The 17,175-nt window shown below is 33.2% G+C and carries 7 protein-coding genes and 1 pseudogene; 6 read left to right on the top strand and 2 right to left on the bottom strand.

Features of this window, described 5'->3' with window-relative positions:
• Positions 1–2: 2 nt before the first annotated feature.
• The 4 genes from ACIPKN_RS08485 (at position 3) to ACIPKN_RS08500 (ending at position 13,616) form a co-directional block, all read left to right on the top strand.
• Entirely contained in the window at positions 3–1,238 is a 1,236-nt protein-coding gene (locus ACIPKN_RS08485; RefSeq protein WP_400935072.1) for a HAMP domain-containing sensor histidine kinase, read from the top strand.
• A gap of 1,366 nt (positions 1,239–2,604) precedes the next feature.
• A complete protein-coding gene (locus tag ACIPKN_RS08490) occupies positions 2,605–10,209 on the top strand; it encodes a non-ribosomal peptide synthetase (RefSeq protein WP_400934967.1) in 7,605 nt (2,534 codons plus the stop codon).
• A 528-nt stretch (positions 10,210–10,737) separates the two neighbouring features.
• Positions 10,738–10,995 carry a hypothetical protein gene (locus tag ACIPKN_RS08495; RefSeq protein WP_400934970.1) on the top strand — a complete coding sequence of 86 codons (258 nt, stop codon included), beginning with the start codon at positions 10,738–10,740 and terminating at the stop codon, positions 10,993–10,995.
• A 1,460-nt stretch (positions 10,996–12,455) separates the two neighbouring features.
• Complete coding sequence (locus tag ACIPKN_RS08500) at positions 12,456–13,616, top strand: cytochrome P450 (RefSeq protein WP_400934973.1); 1,161 nt, start codon at positions 12,456–12,458, stop codon at positions 13,614–13,616.
• A 189-nt stretch (positions 13,617–13,805) separates the two neighbouring features.
• On the opposite strand, the gene ACIPKN_RS08505 is transcribed toward ACIPKN_RS08500, so the two are convergent.
• Positions 13,806–14,036, bottom strand: a complete 231-nt coding sequence (locus ACIPKN_RS08505) for an ArsR family transcriptional regulator (protein WP_400934976.1) — start codon at positions 14,034–14,036, stop codon at positions 13,806–13,808.
• Between the two features lie 611 nt (positions 14,037–14,647).
• Between ACIPKN_RS08505 and ACIPKN_RS08510 the strand changes: the two genes are divergently transcribed.
• Positions 14,648–15,877 (top strand): aminopeptidase, encoded by a 1,230-nt coding sequence (locus ACIPKN_RS08510; RefSeq protein WP_400934979.1) that lies wholly within the window; start codon positions 14,648–14,650, stop codon positions 15,875–15,877.
• A 505-nt stretch (positions 15,878–16,382) separates the two neighbouring features.
• Here ACIPKN_RS08510 and ACIPKN_RS08515 read toward each other — a convergent pair.
• Positions 16,383–16,604 (bottom strand): hypothetical protein, encoded by a 222-nt coding sequence (locus ACIPKN_RS08515; RefSeq protein WP_400934982.1) that lies wholly within the window; start codon positions 16,602–16,604, stop codon positions 16,383–16,385.
• A gap of 111 nt (positions 16,605–16,715) precedes the next feature.
• On the opposite strand from ACIPKN_RS08515, the pseudogene ACIPKN_RS08520 reads away from it, so the two are divergent.
• Positions 16,716–17,128: pseudogene (locus tag ACIPKN_RS08520) on the top strand (transposase); the annotation flags it as partial.
• Positions 17,129–17,175: the final 47 nt, after the last annotated feature.

The raw sequence follows: 17,175 nt of genomic DNA on the forward strand, positions 1-17,175 counted from the left end.
TGATGAAAAATACCGAATTGAAAGGTTATATGATAATACTGGTGGTTTTATTTTCTCTATTTATCGTTTATCAGTTAATTTCACATCAAATATTTTACGATCATTTAAAAACGGATTCTATTACAGCTTGGGGAGAAATTACCGCTAAATTGATTGAACAAAATCCGGAGAATGAAGCAGAAATTATGAAAGTCTTAACAAGTAATTCTTCTGATTCAAGTAAGTATCAGGAGAAAGGGAGAGAAATATTTAGGCAGTATGGATTATACGAAGATTTGGAGACGAAACTTTTTCCACTTTTAAATAACCATATTTCTAGCTTTAATCAAACAATATTTTTGGGAATGATTTGTTTCGGATTAATACTGTTTCTGGCAAACTATATACAATACAAGATTATTTTCAATAAAATTAAGCAACTTACTTCAATTGCTAAGAAAATAATTGATGGAGATTACTCAGTTACAATAAATGAAAATAAAGAAGGGGAAATCGCCAAATTAGCGGTTTCATTCCGCTCCATGAAAGACATCATTAGAAAAAATATGAAGGATTTACTTGTAGAGAAGGAATTCTTAGGACGAATGTTGCAAGACATATCCCATCAATTAAAAACGCCACTTTCAACTATATCAATCTATAATGAAATGTTATTGATTGAAGACTTGCCCCGTCAGAAACAAGTTCAATTATTGCAAAATAATGAAATTCAAATCTCCAGAATGAATGTTTTAATTCAAAACTTGTTAAAAGTAGCGAAAATTGATGCCAAAGCAATTTCATTTAATAAAGAACCTTTAAACTTGGTGAATACTATTAATGAAGTTTTGAATCGTTTGGAAAATATAATCAATGAAAGGGATTTGTCAATTGACTGGGACGGTTCGGAGGAAGTAGTGGTTATCCACGATAAATTATGGATGCAAGAAGCTTTGATGAACTTGCTAAAAAATGCGATTGAGCATTCTAAACCTGGTGAGAAAATCACACTTCAAGTCATGGATGCACCGATTTATACAGAGCTCGTAATTCAAGATTTTGGAGAAGGGATTGCTGCTGAAGACTTACCACATATTTTTTATCGATTCTACAAAGCAAGCAATTCTAAAAAACATGATTCTACAGGGATTGGCTTGGCTTTAACAAAAGCGATTATTGAAGCTCATCAAGCTTTTATTAAAGTTGAAAGTGTGAAAAATGCTTATACAAAGTTTACAATTACCTTTATAAAATTTTAAAATGTTTTATATCTGAATCAGTTTTTAAGGTTGTAGTCGATCCGTGCAAAAACCATACAAAGTTTTCTACATGATTATACATTGTGACTTTACATAACAGAAAGGCAGTAGTAACAAGGAACAAATCCTTGTTACTACTGCCTTTTTTATGAATATTATTGATAATTCAAATCTTCCAACCTATCCGTTTAGTTTTTAGAAGAAATCTAAGAGTTGCTGAGAAATAATTAGGTTAGTGGATTCTATTATCGTTACAACTTAGTAAGATAATATTTCAAATTGTAAGGGAACAGTTATTCATTTAAACAAAGAAAATTTATATTTTTAAAATGAAAAAATTGGACAAAAGCGAGGTAAATAATATGACTTTTGAAGAAAAATTGCAAGCATATCAGAACTTTTGGTATAAGTCGATTTGTATCTTCAACTACTGAGGATAAGCTAAGAGGGGTTATAGAAAAGAACACAATATAAAAAATTAGGTAGAGAGAAGGACCTGCTAAAATACTTTTTAAATTAGTTGATAATCGAATGTACAGTTCAAAGAATATTTGAAAAGCAAAATTACAACCTAATATTGAAGGAGAAGTTTTATAAGGATAATTTGTCATATTCATTCCAAAAATATACTGGTTTTTTATGTTATTATTACTAATAATTGCTATCGAGCTATTGTGTCAAGCAATTGGAATTTATATCCTTAACCCATCCTAGCTTTATAAAAGATGAGCAATTACCTCGCTTCTTTTGGTAAAATTTGACAATTTGTTCTACCTGTCATATACTATAGCCATGCTTTGCGATATATAAATATAAAACTTTGTACAGGTAATAAAATTTGATGTAGGAAAAGTTTACATTCGAGATTAGCTCAGTTTTAGTTGACGTTGGGTGGTTGCCATAGTTGATAAAGAGGATGGTTATTCATTAACACAGCAAGTACATAATGGATTTTTTAAAATCTACACTGTAACCGTTATTGCGTCGTTTACAAACTCGAACTAGGGGTTTGTGTAGTAACGGAACAAAAAAAGCAATATAACTCCATACCTCTTATATTTTATTTCCCTTCAATTTTTAGTAACAGTCCAAAATCTTTCAACTCCCTCTAGTAAGTGAAATGAATATCCTTTCCATAATACTTATAAGTGCATGTCCTACTGGAGTGAGTTCTTTGGATTATTATAAGGGTCATGCCACGACTAATTCCACAACTGAAGCGTAGCGAAATGCGTTAGTAATCTTTAGTAAACATATTCCTCTCTTCTCACATTCAAGAGTTTCTATACACATTTATATAAGCAAAACTATACATTTTAAAATATTATCATTGTGTATTCTATTGATAATAATTAGGAGGATCAGTATGAACCGATTTGTTAAAGGAGAAAATGCCCAGTTGATAACTGAGGCTCAATACGATGTAACAGAAAATCAGAAAGTATTATGGTTGGCACGTCAAATGGACATAGAAGCGGGCATTTATAATGAACCCGTTTCTATACAAATAAAAGGAGACTTAGATCATAAAAAATTACAAAAGGCCTTGCAATATGTTGTAGCGAAACACGTAGCGTTACAAATGAATATTGTATCTACGAATGACGGTCTGAAGCAAATAAGGAAAGAACAATTTCATGTAAACATGGATTTTTATGATTGGTCTTCCTATCCTAGCGCCATAAGAGATCAGATGTTGGACAAATCTTTGAAATTAAATCTTCACACAAGATTTGATCTAACCTCAGATGCTTTGTTTCGGTTTCAACTGTATCAGTTGGAACCAAATGAATATCTCCTTCATATGATGTTTCATCATATTATTTATGATGGATGGAGTTTAGGATTATTCTTGCAAGATTTAGAACAGGCCTATTCATTAGATCTAACTTTTGAAATAGAAAAGAACAATTATAGACTACATATGTATGAAAAACTTTTACATAAACATCAAAATTATATTGGAACAGAGGATTATGTTACTTCAGAAAAATATTGGAGTACAAAATTAGAAGGTACCTTACCGTGGAGTGAATTTCCAACAAGTTGCGTAAAGTCACCTGTACCAACATATCAAGGAGGAGCTTTACAATATGCAATAAAGCCTTCTTTATCTAACCTTATAAAACAATTTTCAAAGGAAAAGCAAGTTAGCTCATACCGTGTATGGCTAAGCATCTATGTTGTTTTATTACATCAAATGACAAATCAGACAGACTTGGTAGTTGGAATGCCAATTAACACGAGAAGCAGTGACGAAGAAGCGCGAGAGGTATTTGGCTACTTTGTGAATACAGTCCCACTACGTATAGCATTTTCACCGACCGAGACTTTTACAGAGTTAGTTCAAAAAGTGAATGACTCAGTAAAAGAGGCTATTGCACATAGAGATTATCCATTGAACCATTTGATTCAGCAAGTTAAGAATCGAGAAGAAAATAACCCGTCTTTATATTCAACAGTATTTAACATGGTGAAACTTCCGAATTTCAGAATGGAAGACTTAGAAACGAAAGTCATTACACATCAAAATCGAATAAGTGTGTTTAATATGGTATGGCGATTAGTTCAAAACCAAAGTGATGCTTTAAATATTGAAATTGATTATAACGCAGGTATATATGATGAAAACGACATACAGAACTTTATAGATAGATTTCAACATTTACTACAGGCATTGATAGAAAACAGTGACATACCTATATCCAATCTAGAGTTGCTTTTACCACAGGATATTGATGTTTATCAAAACACATTGGCTGTGAAAAATGTGCCGCCTATGACATTAGATCAACTCATTGATGAACAAGCGGATATACACCCAGATCGTATTGCTATAACGATGGGTCAACAAAATATCACTTATCAAGAGTTACGGGTCTTGTCGAACCAAGTGGCACAAACTTTATTGCGCCAAGGATTTCAAAAACAAAACCGTGTAAGTATCATCATGAATCGTAGTATAGAAGCCGTTGTTTCAATGATTGGAGTATTAAAGGCAGGAGGTACCTATGTACCTGTGGAGCCAGATTTTCCTGTAGACCGGGTTCGTTTTATATTACAGGATAGTGAGTCAACTCATATTATTACAAGTCATAAGTTCAGTTTACAACATATTCAACTAGATCAAAAAGTTATTTTATATGAAGACATGTCTAAACAGTCCATTATTGAGCAAGCGAAACGAACACATGCAACGGAAGATGCCGCCTATATCATTTATACATCTGGTTCTACTGGAAATCCTAAAGGTGTATTAATTCCTCATAAGGGAGTAATTCACTTTATACAATCCTTAAAAGATACGTATCATTTTCAGAAAAATCACGTACATCTGCAATTTGCATCACTTATCTTTGATGCATCCGTCTGGGAAATCTATAGTAGTTTGTTAACTGGTGGGAGGCTTTATATTTTATCGGAAATAGAAAGAAAATCTTTCAACCACTTTATCGAGGCTATTGAGAAGCAACAAGTAAATTTTTGTCTTTTACCTACTGTATTTTTCCATACCTTAACGCAAGCGTCTCTGCATGAATTAGAAAAATTAAAATCACTAAACTATATATTTGTTGGTGGAGAGACATTGCTACCAGAAACAGTAAGAAAATGGCAAGAAAAAGTAGATTTAAAAATTCCGATTGTAAATGCATATGGTCCAACAGAATCGACAGTCTGTGTCGCCACATATCCGATTATCAACAAGGTAAATGAAACACAAGTAAATATACCAATTGGGAAACAGTTATCTCATACAGAAATCTATATTTTGAACGAACAGCATCAAATTTGTCCACCGTACGTACCTGGAGAGATTTATATTGGTGGGAATAGCCTTGCGCAGAAATATGTCAATCAACCTGATAAAACAAAAGAATCATTTATAACTGTAAATTTACCAACTTCGTCTAAGGCAAGACTATATAAAAGTGGTGATCAAGGTCTTATCACACAAGATGGACAAGTTGAATTTTTAGGACGTATAGATAAGCAGGTGAAGATTCGTGGATATCGTATCGAGTTAGAAGAAATCGAAGAACAAATGCTCCGACACCCATCTATTCAACATTCATCTGTGATAGTTTATCAGAATAAAAAAGGCGATCAGCAATTGATTGCTTTCTACATATTGCAAAAAGAGGCTATTGTGGCTGCTGATGATATTCAAGCATACCTTTCAGAAAAGTTACCTTATTTTATGCTACCGAATTACATGCAAGATGTTGAGGAGTTTCCTTTAACACCGAGCGGCAAGATAGATTATAACTCATTACAAAAGCAAGCAGAGTCCGTATTAGAAAACCGTACTCATAGATATATCCCACCCAATACAGATACTGAAATACAATTACAAAATATCTGGGCAGAAGTTTTACGGATGAATTCTGAACAGATAAGTATCGAAGATGATTTTTTCACAATTGGTGGACATTCTTTACTCACAGTCCAAGTCATTAATCGTATTCATGCCAGACTCCGTGTACAGATAAGTTTAAAAGACTTATATGTATATCGAACGATTCATACATGTGCTGATTATATAGACCGATTAAATCCTATAGATATTGAAGACGTAATTCCACAAATTCCTGAACAAACGTATTACCCGTTATCCCATGCACAAAAAAGACTTTGGTTTTTATACAAAAGGTATCCAGAAGATCGAACATATGATATCCCTATCCAGGTACAAATACAGCCCGGTATACAAATCAAAATGTTGAACAAAGCTTTATATGAAGTTGTAAAACGACATGAAATTTTTCGAACGGTTTTCATGGAAAAGCAAGGGGAGCCTGTGCAACACATACGAGAAGAAATAGACGCGATAGCTACACACGTGGATATTACCAAAATTAAAAAGAGTAAACAAGCAGCATATAGGTTGAAGTGTATACGGGAGATTGATTCTAAAGAGTTTAATTTAGAACAGGGTCCATTATTCCGAACGATACTATTCACAGAGAGTGAAGATTGCTCTTGGTTATATTTGAATTTCCATCATATTATTATGGATGAATGGAGTTTACAACGTTTTCTAAAGGAGCTATTGGAGGTATATGATGAAATATTACTAAATAAAATTGTGCATGCTACCAAACCTACTGTTAGATATGTTGATTATGTCGCATGGCAATATGAACATCTTTCGTTAGGAACGTGGGAAATAGAAAAAAAATATTGGAGACAAGAGTTCCAAAACGTTCTACCTCAATTATCACTACCATACGATCGAATGCGTCCTAGTACTCCTTCAAATCATGGTGCGGTGCTTTCTAAGAAAATAGACCAGATAAATTTGGCAGGATTAAAAAAACTTGCACAACAAGAGGAAGTTTCACTATTCATACTGCTATTCACTGCTTACACGCAATTTTTACAGCAGATATGTGGGCAGAATGACCTCATTGTAGGAACACCTGTGACAGGGAGACAACATACAGCATTTGAAGATGTACAAGGTTTCTTTGTCAACACAGTTGCAATTCGAGTAGATACAACAGATGCAGCTACAATGAAAGAATTGTGTGAAGTCGTAAAAGAGAAATGTCTTTTGGCATTCCAACATCAAAACTATCCATTTGATAAGGTAATTGAAGCAGTAAACCCTGAACGAAGAGCACATGATAATCCAATTTTCCAAACTATGTTTAGTTATCAACAGAACTCAGCTCAACAACAACACTTGCATCGATTGGATATACAACCTGTAGAACAAGCAATTAGTAAATTTGACTTATCTCTTACATTTGTGGAGGAAGATGATGGTCTAATTATGGATTTAGAATATAATACTGATTTGTTTGAAAGAACAACGATTTCGCGTTTTGCAGAACAACTATTGCAAACTATCCAGATGATACAAACAGATTTTACTACATCCCTTTGTCAATTAAATATATTGAGTGATACAGATAAAACTATGTATCAAAAATTGAATGATACGTATATGGCGATACCACAACATTCATCAATACAGGAACGTTTTTATCAGCAAGTGTATAAAAGACCCGATGCGATCGCAATTTCTACGGAGGATAGGTTATATACTTATGAAGAGGTGAATCATTATTCTAATCAAATTGCTCATTATTTGATTGAAAAAGGAATTCAGCTCAATGATGTAGTTGCCATTTTCTTAGACCGAAGTTTAGAAAGTATTGTATGTATGTTGGGGGTTCTCAAAGCTGGCGGTACCTATGTGCCTATTGATATTAAATATCCGCCAGAACGTGTATCGTATATTTTAAATGACAGTAAGGCAAAGCTGATTCTAACGAAAAATTCTCTAAAAAAAGAATCACTATCTCATTATGAACAAGTAGCTGTAATAGAAGATATGTTAGCATCGTCTGCGATTCAAGACATCTTAAACAAAAATACAGCGGAAGACACAGCCTATATGATTTACACATCTGGATCGACGGGAAATCCGAAAGGTACATTACTCCGACATGCTGGCGTACTCAATTTAGTGGAATGGCGTTCAAAAACATTCAATATAACGGAGCAAGATGTGTTATCTCAATTTTACTCTCACAGTTTTGATTCGTCTGTTTCGGAAATTTTTTCAGCTTTATTAACTGGAGCAAGACTTCATTTGTTAAATGAGGAACAACGTTACTCTTCACAGGCATATTTCGATGCAGTTTCTACTTATAACATTACGATTTCAGATGTGGCAACAGCCTTTTTTAAACAATTAGCAAATGGAGTTTCTTCAAAACAGCTCATTCCATTAAAAAGTTTACGTGTGCTAATTATGGGAGGAGAAGCTGCATCTGCAGAGGCTATTCGAATATGGCAATCTGAAATGAGTGATACTGTACAGATTGTCAATGAATATGGACCTACGGAAACAACAGTTAGTTCGTTGTATCACTCTGTTTCTACAAAAGTGGATAGTACAGTTACCCAGATTCCTATTGGGAAGCCTATTGCTAATACAAAAGTCTATATCTTAAACGAAAACATGCAACTGTGTCCAATAGGTGTAATAGGAGAACTGTACATTGAGAGTGTAGGAACAGCAATCGGGTATGTAAATCAGCCAGATAGAACCAAACAATCATTTTTATCTAACCCGTTTTCTAAAGAAAATCATTCTATTTTATATCGGACAGGAGATCTAGTACGCCTAGAATCAAATGGAAGTGTAGAATATATGGGTAGACGTGATAGACAAGTGAAAATAAGAGGATATCGTATTGAACTAGGAGAAATTGAAGATGTACTTGTGCAAGAGCCTCGCATTCAACAAGCGGTGGTTCTACCTGATGCAGAAGGAAAAGAATTACACGCATATTTCACTGTTCATAACCAAACAGAAATAAGTATTGAAGAAACCTATAAGCATGTTTCCGCTACTTTACCGGAATATATGGTACCAAAAGGATATGTTTGTGTACACGAGATTCCTGTCACACAAAATGGCAAAATAGATGTTCAAAAACTACTAGGACAGTATCAAATACAGTACCGGAAAAATAGAAATCATCAACCACCTGTTACAGAAACACAAAAGGTACTAGCTAATGTTTGGGCAGAAGTATTAAACATAAAAGACTTAAACATAAAAGATGATTTTTTTGCTCTTGGGGGGCACTCATTAAAAATTATGCCTACTTTGGTGAAACTAAAACCATACTTCCCTAACTTGCGTATACAGGATTTCTTTCACTATCGTACAATAGAAAAACTGGCGCGAAAAATAGATACAGCGCTTCAACAAGAAAACAGTATAGTAGCAACGGTGGGAGAGTATAAAAAAGAAAATAATATTCATATAGATAAGCAAGAAAACAATACGAAATGGGATACATTAATACATGCTTCACAACAGAAACCTCGTTGTATACTATTAACAGGCGGAACAGGTTTTCTTGGTTCCCATATCTTAGAGCAGTTATTATTACTACCTGATACAGTGATTTATTGCCTAGTTCGGAATCAAAAACAAACTTCAATGGAAAACAAAGTACGAGAAAAAATGCAGTTTTACTTTGGCGAGGTTATATTAGAAAAAATGAAGCATCGCGTTCATATTATTGAAGGAGATTTGAGCAAAGGACATCTAGGCCTTACACCAAATATAAAAAAACAATTGATTCAAGAAATAGATACGATCATACATTGTGGAGGAGATGTGCGTCATTATGGAGACAGAGAACATTTTATCCAAGTCAATGTGGAATCTACTAAATACTTATTAGACATGAGTAAAGAAGCACGTGCACGTTTTCATTATATTTCAACAATTAGCATTTCTGGACATGCCCCTCATGATGCTAAAGAATTTTTGTTCTCTGAACAAGACTTTGACAGAGGACAGCAGTTAGAAAATGTATATGTGGAAAGTAAATTTTTGGCAGAAAAATTAGTGAGAGAAGCAATAAAAGAAGGCATCCCAGCAACAGTGTATCGTGTAGGAAACCTAGTAGGGCAAACACTTGATGGGAGGTTTCAAGAGAATATAGAAGGTAATGCTTTTTATCGTTTGATAAAAGCTATCTTATTACTACAAATTGCACCGAACATTCATACGTATATTGATCTAGTACCTATCGATTTTAGTAGTAAAGCTATTGTACAATTGGTATGTACAAAGGAAACGGGAGGGGAAACTTTCCACATTTGTAATCCTGTTCAACTGGAATGGAAACCGTTTGTTGAATATTTGAAACAGAGCGGTCATCCTATTAAAATTGTAAATACTGAACAGTTTATGAACTTATTTAAAGACGATTCATTGTCTGATAAACAAAAATATGCTTTGGAATTAATGGTGCCTTTACTAGAAGAAACAACTGAAAATTCTTTATCAATTCCAACGTGTCAATATACTCAACGTTTTTTACAAGAAGTTGATGTGGTATGCGAATTACCTAATGCAAAGTTTGTATCTAATTTGATAGATTACGGATCTCGATTAGGTTTTTTCCCCGCTAGCAGACAATATACTACGATTTAAATGAGAATTAAAATGTGGTATACACATGATAAACTGAATGATTATTCGCCGTGGAAAAAGGGAAGCCTTAATCTGAAGAAGCATTTTGAAGAGCAAACGAAAGTTTGCTCTTTTTTTTAGTAAAGTAACAGTGTATTTCGCTCTGCTACATATGTTTATTTAATAGAAATTTTTCGATGAATCCATTTGAGTAGTCACTTCTTTTGTTTTCTATTGAAAGATCCTTTAGCCTTGTGAATTACTCTATGGTGGGTCGGACAAACAATCATGATATTTGGGGGAGAATTGTTTTAAGTTAACGAGAACTCTTCAATTTGATATCCCTAGAAGTGGTGGAATCAATAGAAGTGTTGATATTTCGTGTAGCAACTAACAGAATGAAGATAGTAGTCGATGAATTTCACTTTCACCGAGAACGAAAATAATTGATTAATAGTAGTATAAAAATCTAAATGAACGTCTATATTGTAATTAAGAATTACGATTGATTCAAATGCTAATTTCGATTATCTAAAGGAGTGAAATAGTATGAGCCACGACCAATATCATGAAGAACATGATAATATCTTACATTACTGCTTCACATACAGCTTAGAGGTTAAATACTACTACATGATGGTGAAAGAACTGAAAAAGGGACGTAGAATTCAGGCAATTCAGTTAGGAGATAGACAATTATTGATATGTTCATATAAACTACCAAATTCAATTGATTTATGTGTACAGATTCCAATTGTACCATTTGTTAAACAAATGCCTTTAAAACCGTCCGTAACAAGCGAATAGGTGTTTTAAAGGCTTAGTATTTATAAAAAACGATGAAAGAGCCATTATAGGCTCTTTTTTATATACATCGGCAACGACTTTACAGATTGATACAATCAATAATAATTTAAGAATCTAATTTAAAGTAACAGAGTATTTGACTCTGCTACAAATGTTTATTTAAGAATAATTTTTCAATGAACCCATTTGAGTATGTTATTTCTTTTGTTTTACTGATGTACAGGTTGTGAAGTTTATACAACTGAAAATGAGAAGGTTGAAGCCAAATTGGAGTGGAACGGAAAATCGGAAATTATTAAATTGGACAGTAAATACTAATGAAATCAACCTTCCTGCATTTTAAATTCGCAAACCATTAATTAGTTTTTTTATTTATTCAGTCCTGCAATTCAATACTACAATCTAATTGTCTTAAAACCTCTATAACAATTAAAGACTAAATAAAAAAATATTCCAAAAATAGAAGGGATTTCAAAAGAATTGTGTAATATGTAATATTATAGAAAATAAAGAATTAATAGGGTGTTAGATTATGAATTTCTTCTTTTTAACTTTTTGATAGTAGCTTTTCGAAATTTATTAGTTTCCAATCCTTTAAACAAACAATAGACAAAAAGGATTTTTGTGTAAATATTCCAATTTGCGTGATATTTATAGCCAAAGGTGAAGTAACAGTGATAAATCACATCTTGAATATAGGATTATTAAATAATAAACCAAAAATCAGCCTAAAAATACACTGAAAGGAGGTGATTTACATGCAATGGAATTATTAATACAGTAAAGAAAATGTAATTCAACTTATTAAACCAAAAGGTAGCTTAAAAAATACATTGAAAGGAGGTAATTCATATGCAATGGAATTATTAATATTTAGTAAGGAAGAATGTATTTCATCTTATTAAAACAAAAAGCAGCTTAAAAAATACATTGAAAGGAGGTAATTTATATGCAATGGAATTATTAATATTTAGTAAGGAAGAATGTAATTCAACTTATTAAAACAAAAAGCAGTTTAAAAGATACATTGAAAGGAGGTAATTTATATGCAATGGAATTATTAATACTTAGTAAAGAAAAATGTAGTTCACCTTATTAATTATTACGGGTGTACATGCTAACAATTATGATTACAAAAAGACAGGGCGTATTCCCTGTCTTTTTATAATGTTAAAACAGGTGATAACGTGATAAATGCTTTTAGAGCTTTAGAGATTACGATTCATTTTTAAATAAAAAATTCAATTGTTATTCCTTTATATGCTAGATTTAAAAATACCCAATTTGAAGAAGTATATAATTTCGAAAATGATCTTTACAAATTTTTAGATATAATATGGAATAATTCTTAAAATAATATCAATTCAGAAAATATACTTCCATTTTTTGTATGCATAAGTTACACTTACATTATAAATAATTTACTGATATTACCATAAAAAGATGTAGGAGGAATTGCTATGACAAAAACAGAATTACAGTATAATCCTTTGGATTCGGAAACATTAAATAACCCATACCCGATTTACCATCAACTTCGTGAAAATTCCCCCGTTTTTTGGCATGAAGGTATGAAATCTTGGGTTCTAACCAGATATGAAGATTGTAGAGAAGTTCTTCGTAATCACGAATTGTTTGCTAGGGATTTGCGACGTATTGGTGTTGATATTCCTGATATAAAAAATAACCTTCAAACTTTAGATCCGCCTGCTAATATGCCATTACGTAATCTAATGATAAAAGCTTTTAATTCTCAGGATATTGAAAGTATTAGACGTAGAGTTCATGATTTAATTGAGGACATTTACAAAAAACAAGATTCTAATAAAGAATTTGATTTTATGAAAGAAGTTTCAGCTCCGCTTTCATTAAGTTTAACGTGTATTTTGCTAGGCATAGAAGAACCAGACTTAGAATCTATTGTAGAAATATCTGATGCTATTGCTTATCAGATGGACTCCGGATTAGTACCAGAGAATGCAGAACTCGGTAATTCAGCAAGAAAAAAACTCAACGAACTTGTTGAAGAATGGTTGGCAGCAGAAGAACAGCCTGGAATTCTATCTTATATAAGAAAAAATAGTCAGAAAGCTAATATACCAGAACATTATGTGCGTAACACTACAGGCACAATGTTTACGGCAAGCTTTGGTACGTTATATGCATCTTTTGGTAATGCTCTACTTGTACTGTTAGAACACCCAGATATTCTTGATCAATTTAAAAATCAAGAGTTACTTGACTCTGGAGTTGATGAATTAATTAGATTTGATGGACCAGCAACAGGAACAAGTCGTTTTGCAGTTGAGGAAACTAAAATTGGGGAAACTATCATTAAACCTGGTGAAATTGTTTTAACTTTACTTGCTGCTGCTAATAGAGATCCTGAAGTATATCTCGACCCAGATAGAATTATTCTAAATCGATCTGCAAAACCAAATCTTGGTTTCGGTTGGGGTCCGCATTCTTGTGTAGGGACTTTGTTTGGTAAACTAGCAATTCAACAATTAATAGTATGTTTACTCGAATCGCCTAGACGTTTACAACTGGTATCGGAACCTAAGCGACGCAATACGGCTACTGTACGTTGTATAGATGTATTACCTGTTTCATTTAATTAATTCTCTTATACACTAAATGGTTAATTTATTAAAAGTAGTGATAGTAGGGGTACCAACAACAAAACGCAAATTTTGTACGCTAAGCAATTTTTCGCATAGAAAAAGCCGATTTCCTGTACGTTAAGGGATTATCGGCTTTTGTTTATTCTATTATTCTTAAATATTTAGGACTTGGTTTCACAAACAATACTAGGCATTAGCATTTTGAATAAAATCTACCATTTCCTCCTTTAATTCAATCGTAAATTCTGTACGTGTACTAAGATAAAATTGATTATTACTAGACAGATGTACGTGTATAAGGTTTGCTGATTGCAATATCATAAGGTGATGATGGAGATTCCCTTTAGCTCCGCCTATATAATTTAAAATATCCTTAAACTTATATTTATCCCTTGAAAGAAACTGAAGTATCTCCAAACATTCTTTCTTTAAAAATACTAAAAGTATGGAGCGACGAAAGTGAAGAGAAGGAATTAGAACAAAGTGCTTTATTGAGGGATTTTTGAAGCGGACATTTTAAAAAGTACAATAAGAATGGAGCATTTAGTAGCATTCCTAAAGGAAAACCAGGTTTCTAATTGTGCTGTGGCCAGTACGATACGAATTTATACCGTTTAACTTAGTATGTGCCTATCTTTAAGAAACACGAATTAAAGCCGATTATGCATTAAGAGTTAATGTAGCTTTTAGTATTAATAATGTTTTACTTATATTACTTTATGCTAAGGATTATGAGGGCTATAGTAATTTAATTAAAGCATCGAGTGGTATCATGCAACGAAATGATGAAGTTATGCAGTTGAATTGGGTAAAACCATATTTATCGCTATTCAAATAATATAATTTTCATAGTTTAATCCGATATTTAGTTTTTCCAGTTTACAAAAAGATTTAGCCACAACGTTATTATCATATCGTAATGAATATACGTATAAAATCTCTGGAAAACCTGTACAAAAAGTATGGCATATAGGTAAGCAGTGGAGGACAATTCAAAAACTATTGAACAGAAGCGAGGTAAAAATAATATGACTTTTGAAGAAAAATTACAAGCATATGCAGAACTTGCGGTAAAAGTTGGTGTAAATATTCAACCTGGGCAATACTTATTAGTCAATACATCAGTGGATGCATTGGACTTCGCCCGTTTAGTTGTGAAAGAGGCTTATAAGGCTGGGGCAGGACGTGTTCATGTTAACTTTTCAGATGATGAAATGGATCTGGCTTACTTTGAGCATGCCTCAGATGAAGAATTTAATCGTTTCCCAGAATGGATAGTCAAAATGCGTGATGAGGTAATCGAACGTAAAGGAGCACTATTGTGGATTGATGCTGCAGACCCTGATAAATTAACAGGTATTCCAACAGATCGTCTAGCTACCTATCAAAAGGTTTCAGGAGCTGCTCTAAAAAACTATCGCAACGCCGTTATGAAAAGTTTATTCGCTTGGTCGATTGTAGCCGTTCCTTCACCAAAGTGGGCATCGAAGGTGTTCCCAAGCTTAGCAGCTGAGGAACAAGTACCGGCATTATGGGATGCTATATTTAAAACAGTTCATATCGGTGAAGGCAATGCTGTTGATAACTGGCGTGAACATGTAACAAATTTAGAGTCTCGTGCGCTCCTTTTGACCAATAAAAAATATGCGAAGCTTCACTATACAGCGCCAGGTACTGATTTAACAATTGCATTAGTGCCACAACATAAATGGATTACTGTTGGTGGTAAAACGCCAGATGATTCGATCTTTATTGCTAATATGCCGACAGAAGAGGTTTATACGTTACCGATGAAACAAGGTGTAAATGGCTATGTAAGCAATACAAAACCATTGGTTTATCAAGGGAATATTATCGATGGCTTTAAACTGACATTTGAAGAAGGAAAAATTGTTAAAGCTGAAGCACAGGTAGGACATGATTTATTACAGGAGCTTATTAATGTGGATGAGGGCTCATGCTATTTAGGTGAAGTAGCACTTGTACCACATGAATCACCAATTTCAGCATCGGGGATTTTATATTTTAAAACATTGTTTGATGAAAATGCATCGAACCATTTAGCAATTGGTAAAGCATATCCAACTTGCTTAGAAGGTGGAAGAGATTTAGAAAACGATCAGCTTGAAGCGTTAGGTGCAAATAATTCAGTAACACATGAGGACTTTATGATTGGCAACGGTGAGATGAACATTGACGGTATCTTACCAGATGGAACTGTGGAGCCAATTTTCCGTAAAGGTAACTGGGCATTTTAAGCTTTTTATAGGAAGAAATGAGTGGGGCAGATGAAACGATACCTAAGTTTAATTAGGAGATCAATACTCACGATGTTTTCATTGTTTCATCTGCTTTTACTCAAAATGAAAATTACCTATCAATTGGAGATTCCTTGGCGGCTGGTTAAACACCATATCTACAGATTGATACAGGCTACAGTGATTTAATCGCCATGAGATTGGGGATGATCGGTCAATTGAGATATTTGAAGAGCTTTTTTTGCTAAATAAGGAAGCAATATCTGAAACTGTAGCTTTAAAATAAAGTTTGATCAAAAACACCTCACAAACCGGCATTTTACGATGTATAAAAAGAATCTATTTTGAAAAAAGATTGATCAAAATGGATTCTCCTCGTATGAATTAGTATAAATTTTTTTTAGAAAAGTTTGAACATTTTCTGCTTTGTGTTATTTTATTGAAAAAAATAAAAAGCAAGTATACTGAATGTACACTTGCTTTTAAAATTGAATACAATGAACTTTTAATTACTTACATAGGGTGTTAAAGCAGGAATTCCATGATTGTCAGTAACTGCTTTTTTATGAGTCAACGAATAAATGTAATAGCCTACTAAATCTCCTGATATACTACCATTTGGAGAATAGTTTATTGTTTTGTAAGTTGGAATGCTTGATGGTACAGCCCCTTTAAATCCAAAATAGACCATTTTGTCACTATGGATATCATATACACCATTTTCCATGTAGTACTGTTTAACCAATTAACTGATCAAATATCTAAATAAGTTTTAGCAGCTAAGTAACCACCTAGTGAATGGCCAGTAAAATACCACTGATAACCGCTATACTGTGGACTTGAAGAATATGAATTACTCCAATCAATTCCCGGTATTGGTGAAAAAATCGCTGCCACAATTATTTCAGAAATCGGAGAAATTGATCGGTTTAATCATCCGAAAAAGTTAGTAGCCTTTGCAGGACTAGATCCCAGTATGTTTGAATCAGGTCGCTTTAAAGGCACAAAAAATCACATTACCAAATGCGGCTACCCAGGCTTTGCCATATGCTTTATACAGCTGTTCGTTGTTCTATTCGAGATAGTCGGAAAAAGAAAACAACACCTGAAACTATCGCACGAAATAAGCGATTACGAGCCTCCTGCGATTTAAAACGTGAGGAAGAAAAGCCATATAAAATAGCTATTACTGCTTGTGCAAATAAGCTTTTACAATGGATTTATGCGATTTTAAAAACGAAAACACCATTTCCAAGAAACCATGTAGTTACAGTATTTTTTAATACAACAAAAACCTT

Source organism: Lysinibacillus sp. NPDC086135, from assembly GCF_044746345.1.
In the GTDB taxonomy this organism is placed as follows: Bacteria; Bacillota; Bacilli; order Bacillales_A; family Planococcaceae; genus Lysinibacillus.